We start from the raw sequence: 14,921 nt of genomic DNA, 5'->3' as shown, positions 1-14,921 counted from the left end.
GTGTGCTGATGCGCTACTTGCTCGCCGAAGGAAAAAGAATGACTTTGAATAATGAAACACCGGCAGCTTTTGATGAAGAAGCCTTGGAAGAAGCTTATGAGCGCGCGTTAAGCCTTGAAAAAGCCGGTGATTTTGAAGCTGCCAGCTTAGCTTATAAGGAAGTTTTGCAAATCGATCCTTCTGATCATGCCGGTGCTGCTGTCAGACTTGCCAGTATGGGCAAAGGGGATGTGCCGCCTAAAGCGCCGGATGCTTATGTGGCAACGTTGTTTGATCAGCATGCAGATATGTTTGATACGATTTTGGTCGATCAGCTTGGTTATGATGTGCCGCTGCAATTGCGTGAAGTACTTTTGAAGTTGGACGAAGATTGCCAGTTTGAGCGTATGCTTGATCTTGGTTGTGGCACTGGCCTTTCGGCAGATGCGCTGGATGATATTGCCACGCACAAAACCGGCGTTGATATTTCTGAAAACATGATCGAAATCGCCTATGAAAAAGGTGATTATGATGCGTTATTTGTCAGCGAAGCGGTGTTGTTTTTACAAAAAAACACAGCTGCACCGTGGGATTTGATCGTTGCAACTGATGTTTTGCCCTATATGGGTGCATTGGAAGATTTTTTTGCCGGATTGAAAGCACATATCAATCAAGGTGGTGTGATTGCTTTTTCATCCGAAACACAATCAGATGAAATTTTTCAGAAGCGTGATTATATGGTTGGTGCCTATCAGCGTTTTGCGCACGCAGAAAATTATTTACGTCGTTTGGTGGAAGCGCATGGTTTTGAATGTCTGGCTTGTCAGAACATTATTGTACGTCATGAACAAGGCCAGCCGGTTCCGGGACAGCTGATCGTAGCGCGGTCACTTTGACGCTGTCTGGTTGAACTTTCACGCATAAATACGTATCTCCTCGGATACGACTAAAGAGTTAACCGGATGATGACCGGAGTTTTATAAAATCTAGGACGGGTAATGACAAAAATTACTTATATCACTGCGGATGGTACCCCTTACGAGGTGGAAAGCCCGAACGGTTCCAGTGTCATGGAGGCGGCAATTCGTAATGGTATTCCGGGTATTGATGCCGATTGCGGCGGAGCTTGTGCTTGCGCGACCTGCCATGTTTATGTCGATGAAAATTGGCAGGAAATTGTGGGCGAACCTGATGCAATGGAAGAGGATATGCTGGATTTTGCCTATGATGTTCAGGCAAATTCGCGTCTTTCCTGCCAGATCCGCGTTCGTGATGAAATCAACGGCCTTATTGTGCGTCTGCCTGAGCGTCAGGGCTGATGTAATTATCCAGATATTTAAAAACAGTCAGATAGGAATCCAAAGCAAGTTCTTTGAGATTATTGGCTTCATTCAAGGGGATCCAGCATAATTCGGAATGCTCGTCATTTCGAATTGCCGGATTTCCCTCCCATTGCTTTATAATATACAAATAATAAGTGACTTTTTCGGCAGTGTTCAGGTCTTTTATCTCATAGATAAAGCTGTATTTTTGCGGTGCAATACCTAACTCTTCACGCAGTTCGCGTTTCAAAGCCTGTTCTTGAGTTTCACCGTTTTCGACATGTCCGCCAGGAAAACTCCAGCAATTAGCATAGGCATGACGATGAGAACTACGACGTGCCAATAAAAGCTTATTATTCTGTATCAGCAGACCATTAACAATGTTTCTCGCCACATTTAAGCTCCCTACAAACTGAATGATCAATTTCTAGAGCGTGTCTCACTTAATCGTATCCAATGTGCTCGCTCTACCGTTTTGTTTTTACGCATGTCTTTATCCCAAAACCGGTGCCCACTTTTGGGAAACATGCTCTAGTCAGTACGTTGGGAACTTAAAAACTTATCGGTAAAACACCATCTAAATATCGAGTTTGTCGGCAAATTCGGCATTTTCCTGAATGAAGCGGAAGCGGGCTTCCGGCTTGGTGCCCATCAGGTCATCAACCGTTGCCTTGGTGGCTTCTTCAGTGCTGTGATCAATCTCCACACGCAAGAGTGTGCGTTTGGCCGGATCCATCGTCGTTTCTTTCAATTGCTCGGCACGCATTTCACCCAAGCCCTTAAAGCGGCCGATTTCAATCTTACCACGTCCGCTGAAATGCGTACGCAGCAATTCATCCTTATGTGCATCATCACGGGCATAGGCAGTTTTGCCACCTTGGCTAAGGCGATAAAGCGGAGGCACCGCGAGAAAGAGATGGCCGTTACTGATCATTTCCGGCATTTCCTGATAGAAGAAGGTGATTAAAAGCGAAGCAATATGCGCGCCATCCACGTCAGCATCCGTCATGATGATAATGCGGTCATAACGCAGATCTTCTTCGCGGTATTTTGACCGTGTTCCACAGCCAAGCGCTTGAATAATATCGGCAATCTGTTGGTTGGCTGTAAGCTTATCGCGTCCGGCGCTCGCTACGTTCAGGATTTTACCGCGCAGTGGCAGGATCGCCTGATTGGTGCGGTTACGTGCTTGTTTGGCGGAACCGCCCGCGGAATCACCTTCAACAATAAACAGTTCTGCATTGTTGGCAGAGTTTTGTGAGCAGTCTGCGAGTTTACCCGGCAGCCGCAATTTGCGTACAGCCGTCTTGCGGTTGACTTCTTTTTCCTGACGGCGGCGCAGACGTTCCTCAGCACGTTCAACCACCCAGTCGAGCAATTTGGAGGCTTCCTGCGGCGAGGCAGCCAGCCAATGATCAAACGGATCACGAATGGCATTTTCAACGATACGCTGCGCCTCAACAGTGGCAAGCTTGTCTTTGGTTTGGCCGACAAATTCCGGTTCGCGAATAAAAACAGACAGCATGGCAGCTGCTGATGTCATCACGTCATCGGTGGTAATGACAGAGGCACGTTTATTATTGGTCAGTTCGGCATAGGCTTTCAGACCACGTGTGAGAGCGATACGAAGGCCAGCCTCATGGGTACCACCATCACCGGTCGGGATCGTGTTACAATAAGAATGTACAAACGCATCGCCACCATACCAGCTGACAGCCCATTCCAAGGCACCATGACGACCTTGCGCTTCGGTTTTACCGGCAAAAATTTCGCGTGTGACCTGAAAGTCTTTGCCCAATGTGGTGGACAAATAATCCTTCAAACCACCTGGGAAATGGAAGACAGCCTTTTCAGGCGTATCCTGTTTCGGGTCGAGAAGTGAAGGGTCACAACTCCAGCGGATTTCAACACCACCGAACAAATAGGCTTTCGAGCGCGCCATACGATAAATGCGCGTCGGGTCAAATTTGGCATTTTTACCGAAAATATCCGGATCCGGATGGAAGCGCAGGCGTGTGCCGCGGCGGTTATGCACTTCACCGAGTTCTTCCAAACCGCCTTGCGGAATACCGCGCGAGAAGCATTGGCGATACAAGCGGCGATTACGTGCAACTTCTACTTCTAACACATCGGAAAGCGCGTTGACGACCGAGACACCAACGCCGTGCAGCCCGCCGGATGTTTCATAGGCTTTACCGTCGAATTTACCGCCGGCATGCAGCTTGGTCATAATGACTTCAAGCGTGGATTTTCCCGGAACCTGCGGGTGATTATCGATCGGAATACCGCGACCATTATCGCTGACAGACAAGAAACCATCAGCATCAAGGCTGACTTCAATAAAGTTTGCATGTCCAGCCACCGCTTCGTCCATCGAGTTATCGATGACTTCAGCAAAGAGATGGTGCATCGCTTTTTCGTCGGTACCGCCGATATACATACCAGGGCGCAGACGTACCGGCTCCAAGCCTTCCAGAACACGGATGGCAGAGGCATTATAATCACCATTATCGGCAGCTAATGTTGCACGCTTGACGGACTCAACCGGTGTGGGAGCAGAAGGTGCAGCAGAAACGGCAGGTATTGTTGGTGCGGCTTTTTCTGCCACAGGGGCAGGGGCTACCGCACTGATGTCAGCCTGCGATGTCATTTGCCTTTCACGGGCTTTACTCACAACACTTGAAAAAAGATCGTTGTTGTCGTCCATGTGCTTTGGTTCAGCCTATCTATTAAATATACCGCATCAAACGTGCAGACAATTACGGGTCGTCATTTATCGTTTTAACATGGGCAAAAGCCCAAGCAATGCGTTGTTACGAATCATTCTTATCATGCCATGCAAATTCTAACAAAGCGAATAAGGTTCGCTTTATGTTCTGCATTATTCGTTGCAAAAGGTCAAGTTTTACACGGGTTTTACGTGAGATTGACATTTTCCACGATTGACAGACTGCAAAGGATAAAAAGATTTCGATGTTTTGATTGCTTCTTAAAATATAAAAGTCCGGCATGATTGTTTTATGTCATGACGGACTTTTCATTTGCATAGATAGCGATGCTTTTTATGCTTTGGGTGCCTGATGTTGTGAAGCAAAGAGTTTGCCACGTTCTGCAATCAGCATACAGATGAAGCTGATAACGCCCAAAATGGTAAAGCCTAATGCAATGGGTGTAGTCGTGCCATCAAAGGACTGACCAATGACAGCTCCCAATGTCGCGCCCAAAGTCGTCTGGGTGAAGCCCAGTACCGAGGAGGCTGTTCCGGCCACAGCACCCAACGGCTCCATGGCGAGTGCATTAAAGTTGGACGTGATTAGCCCGAACGAGAACATGATGACCATGTAAAGCGGCAGGAGCAGGAATAGTGGCACGGGCCCTTCAAAGCTCAATGACAGTACAAACCATAGCAGGCTGAAACCAATAAAGATAAACAGCATAGTTTGTGAAATACGACGCATACCATAGCGACCGACAAACCGTGAATTCAGGAATGAAGACAGCGCCATAGTGGCTGCTACCGCGGCGAAAGCCAGTGGAAATAATTCACCAAGCTCATAAATACCAACATAAATCTGTTGTGAGGAGCCGATAAAGCCGAACAGCGTGCCTAAAATGAACGAGGTGCCGAGCATATAAAAGAAGGCAACACGGTTGGTCAGCACCAGGCTGAAAGACTGTGCGAGGCTTGCGCCAGATAATGAACGTCTTTTTTCTTCCGCCAATGTTTCCGGAAGACGGAAATAAACCCAGACCATCACCACAGCTGCTGAAATAGCCATGAAAACAAAGATCAGGTGCCATTCACCAAAAAACATGATGAATTGACCGGTTGCAGGTGCAATGACCGGCAAGATCATAAAGACCATCATGATCAGCGACATGACTTCCGCCATCTGACGGCCACCATATAGGTCGCGTACGATGGAAACAGCGATAACACGCGTGCCTGCGGCACCAATACCTTGCAATACACGTAAAAGGATCAGCATCGAGAAACTGGTGGTAAAAGCGGATGCCAGCGCGGTGACAATATAAATGCTGGTTCCGACGAAAAGCGGAATGCGACGTCCGAAGCGATCACTCAACGGGCCGTAAAATAATTGAGAAACGCCAAGACCCAGCAAATAAGCAGTAATAACGAACTGACGATGGTTTTCAGATTCGACACCAAGGCTTGCCCCAATTTCCTGTAAACCGGGAAGCATGATGTCAATTGCCAGAGCATTGATCGCCATCACAGCAGCAATCAGAGCAATGAATTCGCCCCGACCGCGCATGCTGTTACCTTGTCCTGTGTGACCCTGTTTTATATCAATTGGCAAAATACTCTCCTGTCTGCGGCATACATCTGATCAACCCGCGACTGCACCTGAACCATATTGTCCAAGTGTATCGTGCGCGTGAAATACGTTTGAGTTGATCAAAAATTATCGTTCGACCCCCGGCCTTATGATTGGCCGGTATAATCAAGCAATAATGTTTTAAAAATTTTTTTCAATGATTGGTTATATCAATTGAATAGTGAAACTCATTCATGAATGACAGTATCTTTAAAAAAAGAAGCTGGCTCACGAACTCGTGAAGATAATGAAAGCCTCAATATTACATCAAATAACACTGAGGCTCAAAAACAGCAAAGGTGCCGGAGACCGGCACCTTCAAACATCCAATGAAGATGAATGATATGAATCAGGCTGCTTTAACAGCAATGCCTTTTTCTTCAAACAGTGCTTTCAGTTCGCCGGACTGGAACATTTCACGGGTAATATCACAGCCACCTACGAATTCACCTTTAACATAAAGCTGAGGGATGGTCGGCCAGTTGGAATATTCTTTAATCCCCTGACGCATTTCATCGGATGCCAACACGTTGATTCCTTTGTAATCAACGCCGATGTAATCCAGAATCTGCACAACCTGTCCGGAAAAACCGCACTGTGGGAAACCAGGCGTACCTTTCAGAAAAAGTACGACATCATTATTTTTTACTTCACTGTCAATAAGTTCGTTGATGCCGCTCATATTCTTCGTCCTTCTCTTTTCCCGCCCAATCAGCAGAAATTTCTGTCTAAATTGTAGGGTGTGATCATTTAAATGATCCGGTCTGTTCGTTGTTAAGCTGTAAAAAACACTTTTTTAAGTTCAATGCAAGATTGTCTTGAACCCTGCGGCAATTACAGCTTTAGCATGATCTTTAAGGCTTATGCCTTTTCAGGAATGCTTGTTTGCAGGGCGAGGGCGTGCAGAGCATTGCCCATATTGCCACTCAAAGCATCATAAACCATCTGATGCTGCTGTACGCGTGATTTGCCACGGAAGCTCTCCGCAACAACTTCAGCAGCGTAATGGTCACCATCTCCGGCAAGGTCACGGATCGTCACCTGTGCGTCAGGTATTCCGACGCGAATGAGTTTTTCGATCTCGTGAGCATCCATAGCCATGTTGTTCTCCGCCAATTCAAAGAATTAAACCGTAATTCGCATATTTGCCGAACAGATATGGGAATTAGAAGTGATAATGACAATAAGCATGAGCCAAGGCAAGGCCTGCACCCATTTATGGGCGGGGCGGTTCTTTTGGTCGCGGCTGATGTTTAATATCGGGGGGGATTTATAAAAAAAAGCCACTCGAGAAAGAGTGGCTTTTTAAATGATTTCAGGAGCAAGATTACTTGATCTTGGTTTCCTTGAATTCAACGTGTTTTCTTACGACTGGGTCGTATTTAGTCTTTGTCATTTTTTCCGTCATTGTACGGCTGTTCTTCTTGGTAACGTAGAAGAAACCCGTATCTGCGGTTGACAAAAGCTTGATCTTGATCGTGTTAGCCTTAGCCATTTCGCTATACCTGCTCTTTTAAAATTGAAACCGCCAGCGATTCCGGCGACTTCACCCGGTAGCGGAAATTCCGCGCGACACTACGAAAAAACACAAGAATGTCAACCCCGCTTATTGAATCTCATCAAGCGTATTGCTGCAATCAGGGCATATCCGGCAAAAAAGATGCCAAGAACCAGCGGAAAACCATTTACGCCGACAATATCCATGCCTATTCCGACGAATTGCGGGCCTGCCAGCATGCCGATTGCATAGCAAAAAACAAAGGCTGCATTGGCTGATGCAAGCTCGCGTCCTTTGAGAGACGAGCCAAGATGGGCAAGGCCGATCGTATAAAGTCCTGCGACAACACCGCCCCATAAAAACAGACAAGCCGCCAGTAAATACCAATTGCCGAGCAGGAAGGGCATGCCGATCATACCTGCCAATCCGGTTATTGCACAAAAGAGCAATAGCTTGCGCCGGTCTGAAATACGGTCACTGACGAGGCCAAGCGGAATTTGCATCATAACATTGCCGAGGCCGATCATTGTCAGCAGCAGGGCTGTATCGCTCTCAGGATAGCCTATTTTAGCACCAAACACCGGAAAGAGTGCAAAGCCGCCTGTTTCCACAGCACCAAAGACAAATACGGCCATCGTGGCGGTTGGTACTGCAAAAATAAATGGCAGGAAGGGCACATGTTCGCCTTCGTCAAAATCCGGACTGTCGCGCCATGCGATGATAACCGGAATGATCGCAAGCATAATAATGCTGAAACCGACGGCAAAAGGCATCATACCGCCACTGCCTATTCTGGAAAACAGCCAAGGGCCGAAAGCAAAACCTATCGATAGAGAGGTGGCATAAATGCCAAGTACGAATCCACGTTTTTCTGGCGGGGCGGAAGCGTTTATCCAGTATTCGGAGAGAACAAACAAAACGGTCAATGCAAAATGCAGCATGACACGCAGGGCAAACCACATCCACAAATCTTGAAAGAAATGGAAGCCGATAAAAGCGGCACCACCGACAAGCAGCATCAGTAAAATGGTACGCACTACACCGAGCCTGGAGGCAATGGGCGAGGCGAGAGGAGCAGCAGCAATGGAGGCAAGACCGGCAAAGGCTGTATTGGCACCAATGACGGTAGAAGAATAGCCACGGCTTTCAAGGAGTACGCTTAATAGCGGAATACCTAAGCCGATTGCAGCACCAACGGCACTGATTGTTGCGATGGCTGCGCCCAATGAGCGCCAGTTTAACTCGACAGCTTCGTCAGAGGATGGCAGATTTGTCATAAATCAGATTACTTCGCGATGATAACGACCATAACGGGGGCTATATTGCACCACCGGAATAGAAGCGGGTAATGACGGTTGGTTATCGTCTAACAGTACTTGTGCATGTTTTAAAATAGATTCGGTAATTTCCAGAATATCAAGATTGAGTGCCTGATCAAAAGTTAGCCAACTCAAATTCTCCAGTTCGCCGCTCGGTTTTAGTTCTTGCATGTGCAAATCGGGTAATGTGTCGCGAAAAGCCATGAAAAAACGGGTATCAAAGCGGCGGACATGATGTGGCGGCGTAATGGCGCGGGCAAAATAGCGAAGTTTCGAGAGATGGGGGAGGTCACCGGATTTTAAAAAATCACTCCATTCCGGATGATTATAATCCGAGACGGTGGAATCACCAACGCGCACAGGTGTGGAGAGACGTAAGCCCGTTTCTTCAAAGGTTTCACGAATCGCACATAGTCCCAAGGCGCGCGCACGGCGCATGGAGGGACGTGATCCCATACTTGCCAATAGTTTATTTTGATCTGTTTCGAGTAGTTCTGAGGCAGAAGAAATTGAGCCGTCTTGCAGATCGGTACGGCCACCAGGAAAGACATATTTGCCGGGCATGAATACCAGTTTTGCATTGCGCCGCCCCATAAGCACGCGCGGCTTTGACTGCGAACGGTCAATCAATAAAAGCGAGGCGGCGTCTTTGGGACGTTTTCTGGAAACAGGCTTGTCCGACACTGGTTTTTGCGGAAAAGATTCTGCATCGCGCGGTTTATATTGAAACGCCGACATGAAATAATTGCCCTTAAAACCATCCTAAAATCCTGCCGCCATGTAATTTGTTTGAAATTGAACAGCATGGCAATGCAGATGGTACAGGATTTGAATGCTTATCAAAACGGCCGACACTTATGAAATAAAAGCCGGCCGATCGTTATTCTTTATTTATAATGGAGAGCGTTTTTTTACGCATCCCCTTTTTCTTCACCGCCGAAGCCGTGCATATAAAGTGCCCATTGCAGGCCGATGATCGAGCCTTTGATCGGTTGGAGCATTGCAAGGGAGAGGATGACCGTTAGTGGCGACCAGATAGCCAGATGCACCAGCAGCGGCCATGTGGTTGATGCTTCCATGATCATTGCGCCGGCAATGACAATGTGACCAACGATCACAACGGTCAGGTAAGCCGGCAGATCATCAGCGCGCTGGGCGCGATAATCTTCACCGCAAACAGTGCATTCATCAACGGATTTCAGATATTTACGAAAGAGTTTGCCTTCACCGCAATGGGGACAACGGCATAGCATACCACGCCACATAGCTTGACCAAGTGAACGGGCAGGGCGTTGTGTATGTTCATTTTCACCGCCGAAAACCTGCGGGGTTTCAACTGTTTTTACCTGTAACGCGCTCATCAGCGACCTCTTTTTCGGCTGCCAGAAAATGCGGTTGAGGGACCGGATTTTCCTCGGCTCATGCGACTTGCCCTCTTTGACTTATGATAGGATTTCGTCGTTGAGGGTAGTGGACGCGGTTCAGAAACCATTTCAAAACGAAGTGCACCGGCAACCGGCAGGGCTTCGATAAGCTTCACATCCACAATATCGCCGAGCCGGTACCCTTTACCGCTGCGCTCACCCGCTACTGAATGATTAGCTTCGTCATATAAATAGTATTCATAACCTAAAGTTGAAATGGGAATAAAGCCATCTGCACCATATGTCGCAAGTGCCACAAACAGACCGGCCTTGGTGACACCTGAAATGCGACCTTGAAATGTATCCCCAATCTGGCCTGCCAGATGATGTGCAATCAAACGGTCAACGGTTTCACGCTCCGCCAACATGGCACGGCGCTCGGTTATCGAAATCTCGGCGGCAATTTCTGCTAGATTGGCTTCTTCCTGAGGCGTGATACCGCCAGTCCCCAAATGCAGAGAGCCGATAAGCGCGCGATGCACGATCAGATCGGCATAACGGCGGATTGGCGAGGTGAAATGCGCATATTTATGTAAATTCAAGCCAAAATGGCCGATATTTTCAGGGCTGTATTCTGCCTGACTTTGCGAGCGCAGCACTACTTGATTAACGAGCTCTTCGTGATCGGTGTCTTTGACCTGATAAAGAATGCCGTTGAACTGTGATGGTCTGAGCTCTGCACCACGCGCAAGACTGATATTGAGGCTGCGCAAAAACTCGCGCAAACCTTCCTGCTTCGCCATTGACGGAGAATCATGGATGCGGAAAATCAGTGGTTGTTTTTTCTGCTCCAAAGATTCGGCAGCTGAGACATTGGCCTGAATCATGCATTCTTCGATGAGCTTATGTGCATCAAGACGCTCAGGGATAATCACCTTGTCGACTTTGCCCTCAGAAGTGAGCAGGATTTTCTTTTCCGGCAGGTCAAGTTCGAGCGGTTCGCGCTTGTCGCGGCCACGCTTCATGACAAAATAAGCTTCCCACAGCGGTTTGAGCACTTTTTCCATGAGCGGTGCTGTCACATCATCCGGTGCGCCATCAATGGCAGCTTGTGCCTGACCATAGGCCAGATGTGCCGCCGAGCGCATCATGACGCGGTGGAATGTATGGGATTTTTTACGCCCTTCAGCGCTGAAAATCATCCGTACTGCGAGTGCAGGACGGTCTTCGCCTTCACGTAAAGAGCAAAGATTATTGGAGATACGCTCCGGCAACATCGGCACAACCCGGTCCGGGAAATAAACCGAATTACCGCGGTGCAGCGCTTCCTTATCCATTGCTGAACCGGATGTCACATAGGCCGCGACATCGGCAATGGCGACATAGACAATATATCCGCCTAAATTATTCGGGTCTTCATCGCGCTCAGCAAAGACTGCATCATCATGGTCTTTGGCGTCTGCCGGATCGATGGTTACAAGCGGAATATTGCGCCAGTCTTCGCGTTTGCCAAGTTCCAGCGGTTTGCATTTTTCGGCTTGTTCCAACACGCTTTCCGGAAAAACATGCGGAATATCATGTGCATGGATAGCAATCATCGACAGAGCTTTTTCACTGTCGAGAGCACCAACGACCTGAGAAACCTTGCCGCGGACAGGGCCGAAGCGTTTTGAGCGCGTGACCTCAACTTCAACCAGATCGCCAGCTTTCGCTTCGCTAATCTGATCTGTATCGATCAGCACTTCCGGTTGTTTTCTGTCAACCGGTTCAATGCGCCAGCCGCCTTTTTCAGAATGGCGCAAAACACCAAGCACAGAATTTTCGTGGCGCTCCAGCCGCTTAATTAAACGTGCCGTAAAACGCGGGCCGGAATTATCTGAATTACGGAAGATTTTTGCCATGATCCGGTCGCCAATGCCAACCGTCGGGCCTTTATCCTCACGGGAGCGGCGAATGAGAACAAGCGGCGCTTTATTCTCATCATCATCACTTCCATTTGTCGGCCACTCGGCAGGACGCGCCATCAGGCCGCCATCACTGTCACGACCGGTAATGTCGAGCACGGCAATGGACGGCATGGTGCCCGGACGCGATAATTTTTTGGAACGTTTTTCCAACTCACCTTCATCGGTGAGATCGCGTAAAATATCTTTTAGATGGATACGCGCATTGCCTTTGAGATTAAACGCCTTGGCAATGTCACGTTTGCCGGCGCGATCAGGATTTTCTTCAATGAATTTGAGAATATCTGCACGCGTCGGCAAATAAGCGAGATTGGTATCAGTCCGATCAGAATCATGCGGGCCCGAATTTGCTTTTGAGGCACGTCGTTCTGTACGCATAGATTTACCCTTGTCGGGATTGGTGGGGAAGCGACGTGCCAATTTTTATTCCTCTTCAGCCGTTACGGCTTTCTTTTTCGTCGTTGTTTTAGCCGCAGCCTTTGGCTTGGCCGCAGCTTTTGTTTTAGCCGGAGCTTTGGCTTTGGCTGGTGCTTTTTCTTTTACAGCAGCTTTTTTAGCCGGAGCCTTCTTGGCCTTTGTCTTTGTAGAACCTGCTTTATCGGTAATCAGCTGCAAGGCTTCTTCCAAAGTGACGGTTGTCGGTTCTTTACCTTTTGGCAATGTGGCATTGATTTTGCCCCAGTTGACATATGGGCCATAGCGTCCGTCACGCACCGTAATGGAGCCGCCATCCGGATGGTCGCCAAGGATTGCCAAAGCTGCTGGTGTGGAGCGCGTGCGTCCGCCACCTTTGGAGGCTTTGTCGGCGAGTACAGAAACAGCACGATTGATGCCGATGGTGAATACCTCATCGACATTTTCAACATTGGCATAGGCACCGTCATGCATCACATAAGGGCCATAACGACCAATACCGGCAGAAATCATCTTGCCTGTTTCAGGATGCAAGCCGACATCACGCGGTAATGCAAGCAAAGCCAGTGCTTTTTCATAGTCCACCGTATCCAGCGTCCAGCCTTTCGGCAGGCTGGCACGTTTGGCTTCTTTGCCTTCACCACGTTGCAAATAAGGGCCAAAACGGCCAGTACGCGCAGTGATATCTTCCTGTGTTTCGGGATCTTGGCCCAGCACTTTTGGCTCATTCGAACCATTGGCGCCATCGGCCCCTTCTTCACCGTTGAACTGGCGGGTGAATTTACATTCCGGATAGTTGGAACAACCAACAAATGCACCATATTTACCAAGCTTCAGCGAGAGCTGACCAACGCCACATGTGGGGCAGCTGCGCGGATCACTGCCGTCACCCCGATCAGGGAAGGCCATTGGAGCCAGCGCTTCATTGAGCGCATCCAGCACATTGGTAACGCGCAGTTCTTTGGTGCCGTCAATCGTGCCGGAGAAATCCGTCCAGAATTCACGCAGCACATCTTTCCAAAGCAGTTTGCCGTCGGAAATCAGATCGAGCTTTTCTTCCAGATCCGCAGTGAAATCATATTCCACATAACGTTTGAAGAAGTTTTCCAAGAAAGCTGTTACCAGACGACCTTTGGCTTCCGGAATAAGTTTACGCTTTTCAATCGTAATATATTCACGGTCACGCAAGGTGGCGAGTGTCGCTGCATAGGTGGAAGGGCGGCCAATACCAAGTTCTTCCATTTTCTTGATGAGTGATGCTTCAGAATAACGCGGCGGTGGCTCGGTGGAATGTTGGGTCGCATCAATGGTTTGACGTACCAGTTTTTCACCGGCGATGATTTCCGGCAGACGTGCGCTGTCCTCGTCTTCATCTTCTTCTTCGCGGTGATCCATATAGGCCGCCAAGAAACCGTCAAAGCGCGTGACAGAACCAGTAGCGCGTAGCATGGCAGCACGCGAACCATTGGTGGCTTCAATATCAACGGTTGTGCGCTCAATATCGGCCGACTGCATTTGGCTAGCGATAGCGCGTTTCCAGATCAGCTCATAAAGACGTGCCTGATCGTCATCAAGATAGCGGCGCATTTCTTTAGGTGTGCGCATAAAGTCCGTCGGACGGATTGCTTCGTGCGCTTCCTGAGCATTTTTGGCCTTGGTCGAATAATAGCGCGGCTTTTCCGGCACATATTTATCACTGAAGGTTTTGCCAATGGCAGCACGTGCGGCTTGAATGGCTTCAGGCGCCATTTGCACGCCATCGGTACGCATATAGGTGATAAGACCGGTTGTTTCGCCACCGATATCAATACCTTCATAAAGGCGCTGCGCTACCTGCATGGTGCGCGATGCACTAAAGCCAAGCTGACCGGAGGCCGCCTGTTGCAGCGTCGAGGTGGTGAATGGCGGGCCCGGATTGCGCTTTGTAGGCTTTGCTTCAACAGAAGCTGCTTTAAATTCGGCACCATCCAGCATAGTGCGGATGGCCGTTGCCTGTTCTTCATTTTTAATGTCGAGTTTGCCTAAGCGCTTGCCGTCCAATGAGGTGAGGCGCGCGACAAAATCATCATTGCGTGGTGTTTGCAGCTTGCCGGCAATGCTCCAATATTCCTCACGAACGAAACGCTCGATTTCATTTTCGCGGTCGCTGACAAGGCGCAATGCCACAGATTGCACACGGCCAGCCGAGCGGGCACCCGGCAATTTACGCCACAAAACCGGCGACAGATTAAAGCCGACGAGATAATCGAGCGCGCGGCGTGCCAGATAGGCATCCACCAGCGGCATGTCGATATCACGCGGGTTAGCCATTGCATCCAATACTGCTTTTTTGGTAATCGCGTTAAAGACAACGCGTTTAACCGGCTTGGCGCCAATTGCTTTTTTCTTATTCAAAACTTCCAGCACATGCCAAGAAATGGCTTCCCCTTCGCGATCAGGGTCAGTTGCCAGAATGAGGCTGTCACTGTTTTTCAGTGCTTTGATAATATCTGCAAGTCGCTTGGAAGATTGACTGTCAACTTCCCACGACATTTCAAAATCTTCATCAGGGCGGACAGAACCATCTTTGGCAGGCAAATCGCGCACATGGCCAAAAGATGCCAGAACCGTATAGTCTGACCCCAGATATTTATTGATAGTTTTAGCCTTGGCAGGCGATTCGACAACGACGACGTTCATTACAACAGCCTAAATTCTTGGTCCCCCACAGTGTTTTTACGC

Annotated in this window: 13 protein-coding genes; 2 read left to right on the top strand and 11 right to left on the bottom strand. The window is 48.7% G+C overall.

Annotation, left to right across the window (positions count from 1 at the left end; all coding sequences use genetic code 11):
• The first annotated feature begins 38 nt into the window (after positions 1-38).
• On the top strand, positions 39-875 hold the full coding sequence (locus JNC77_RS12130) for a class I SAM-dependent methyltransferase (RefSeq protein WP_374832848.1): 837 nt from the start codon (positions 39-41) through the stop codon (positions 873-875).
• Positions 876-977: 102 nt separating this feature from the next.
• Entirely contained in the window at positions 978-1,298 is a 321-nt protein-coding gene (locus JNC77_RS12125) for a 2Fe-2S iron-sulfur cluster-binding protein (protein WP_374832846.1), read from the top strand.
• Here JNC77_RS12125 and JNC77_RS12120 read toward each other — a convergent pair.
• The 11 genes from JNC77_RS12120 to topA all read right to left on the bottom strand — a co-directional run bounded on the left by JNC77_RS12120 (position 1,267) and on the right by topA (position 14,879).
• Positions 1,267-1,695: an NUDIX domain-containing protein gene (locus tag JNC77_RS12120; RefSeq protein WP_374832844.1), complete on the bottom strand. Its 429-nt coding sequence runs from the start codon at positions 1,693-1,695 to the stop codon at positions 1,267-1,269. The genes JNC77_RS12125 and JNC77_RS12120 overlap by 32 nt on opposite strands.
• Positions 1,696-1,878: 183 nt before the next feature.
• A complete protein-coding gene (gene parE, locus JNC77_RS12115; RefSeq protein WP_374832842.1) occupies positions 1,879-4,008 on the bottom strand; it encodes a DNA topoisomerase IV subunit B in 2,130 nt (709 codons plus the stop codon).
• A 355-nt stretch (positions 4,009-4,363) separates the two neighbouring features.
• On the bottom strand, positions 4,364-5,623 hold the full coding sequence (locus JNC77_RS12110) for a multidrug effflux MFS transporter (RefSeq protein WP_374832840.1): 1,260 nt from the start codon (positions 5,621-5,623) through the stop codon (positions 4,364-4,366).
• Between the two features lie 367 nt (positions 5,624-5,990).
• The gene (grxD, locus tag JNC77_RS12105; RefSeq protein ID WP_374832838.1) at positions 5,991-6,323 is read right to left on the bottom strand and encodes a Grx4 family monothiol glutaredoxin; all 333 of its coding nucleotides are present in this window, start codon (positions 6,321-6,323) and stop codon (positions 5,991-5,993) included.
• A gap of 179 nt (positions 6,324-6,502) precedes the next feature.
• A complete protein-coding gene (locus JNC77_RS12100; protein ID WP_374832836.1) occupies positions 6,503-6,742 on the bottom strand; it encodes a BolA/IbaG family iron-sulfur metabolism protein in 240 nt (79 codons plus the stop codon).
• Positions 6,743-6,968: 226 nt separating this feature from the next.
• The gene (gene rpmG, locus JNC77_RS12095) at positions 6,969-7,136 is read right to left on the bottom strand and encodes a 50S ribosomal protein L33 (protein WP_184223200.1); all 168 of its coding nucleotides are present in this window, start codon (positions 7,134-7,136) and stop codon (positions 6,969-6,971) included.
• A 101-nt stretch (positions 7,137-7,237) separates the two neighbouring features.
• Positions 7,238-8,416: an MFS transporter gene (locus tag JNC77_RS12090; RefSeq protein ID WP_374832834.1), complete on the bottom strand. Its 1,179-nt coding sequence runs from the start codon at positions 8,414-8,416 to the stop codon at positions 7,238-7,240.
• 3 nt (positions 8,417-8,419) lie between these two features.
• The gene (locus JNC77_RS12085; protein WP_374832832.1) at positions 8,420-9,196 is read right to left on the bottom strand and encodes an NUDIX hydrolase; all 777 of its coding nucleotides are present in this window, start codon (positions 9,194-9,196) and stop codon (positions 8,420-8,422) included.
• Between the two features lie 173 nt (positions 9,197-9,369).
• The gene (locus tag JNC77_RS12080) at positions 9,370-9,819 is read right to left on the bottom strand and encodes a DUF983 domain-containing protein (protein ID WP_374832830.1); all 450 of its coding nucleotides are present in this window, start codon (positions 9,817-9,819) and stop codon (positions 9,370-9,372) included.
• Positions 9,819-12,206, bottom strand: a complete 2,388-nt coding sequence (gene rnr, locus JNC77_RS12075; protein WP_374832828.1) for a ribonuclease R — start codon at positions 12,204-12,206, stop codon at positions 9,819-9,821. Before rnr ends, JNC77_RS12080 begins: the two co-directional genes overlap by 1 nt.
• A 3-nt stretch (positions 12,207-12,209) precedes the next feature.
• Entirely contained in the window at positions 12,210-14,879 is a 2,670-nt protein-coding gene (gene topA, locus JNC77_RS12070) for a type I DNA topoisomerase (RefSeq protein ID WP_374832826.1), read from the bottom strand.
• Positions 14,880-14,921: the final 42 nt, after the last annotated feature.

The sequence above is a fragment of the Paenochrobactrum pullorum genome, assembly GCF_041929845.1.
GTDB lineage: Bacteria > Pseudomonadota > Alphaproteobacteria > Rhizobiales > Rhizobiaceae > Paenochrobactrum > Paenochrobactrum pullorum.
The sequence above is the reverse complement of the archived record's forward strand: the minus strand, read 5'-3'. Positions and strand labels throughout refer to the sequence as shown.

Coding starts and splice junctions, on each gene's coding strand:
- JNC77_RS12090 (WP_374832834.1), bottom strand. CDS start 8,416: ATGACAAATCTGCCATCCTCTGACGAAGCTGTCGAGTTAAACTGGCGC.
- grxD (WP_374832838.1), bottom strand. CDS start 6,323: ATGAGCGGCATCAACGAACTTATTGACAGTGAAGTAAAAAATAATGAT.
- rpmG (WP_184223200.1), bottom strand. CDS start 7,136: ATGGCTAAGGCTAACACGATCAAGATCAAGCTTTTGTCAACCGCAGAT.
- parE (WP_374832842.1), bottom strand. CDS start 4,008: ATGGACGACAACAACGATCTTTTTTCAAGTGTTGTGAGTAAAGCCCGT.
- JNC77_RS12125 (WP_374832846.1), top strand. CDS start 978: ATGACAAAAATTACTTATATCACTGCGGATGGTACCCCTTACGAGGTG.
- topA (WP_374832826.1), bottom strand. CDS start 14,879: ATGAACGTCGTCGTTGTCGAATCGCCTGCCAAGGCTAAAACTATCAAT.
- JNC77_RS12100 (WP_374832836.1), bottom strand. CDS start 6,742: ATGGCTATGGATGCTCACGAGATCGAAAAACTCATTCGCGTCGGAATA.
- JNC77_RS12085 (WP_374832832.1), bottom strand. CDS start 9,196: ATGTCGGCGTTTCAATATAAACCGCGCGATGCAGAATCTTTTCCGCAA.
- JNC77_RS12130 (WP_374832848.1), top strand. CDS start 39: ATGACTTTGAATAATGAAACACCGGCAGCTTTTGATGAAGAAGCCTTG.
- JNC77_RS12080 (WP_374832830.1), bottom strand. CDS start 9,819: ATGAGCGCGTTACAGGTAAAAACAGTTGAAACCCCGCAGGTTTTCGGC.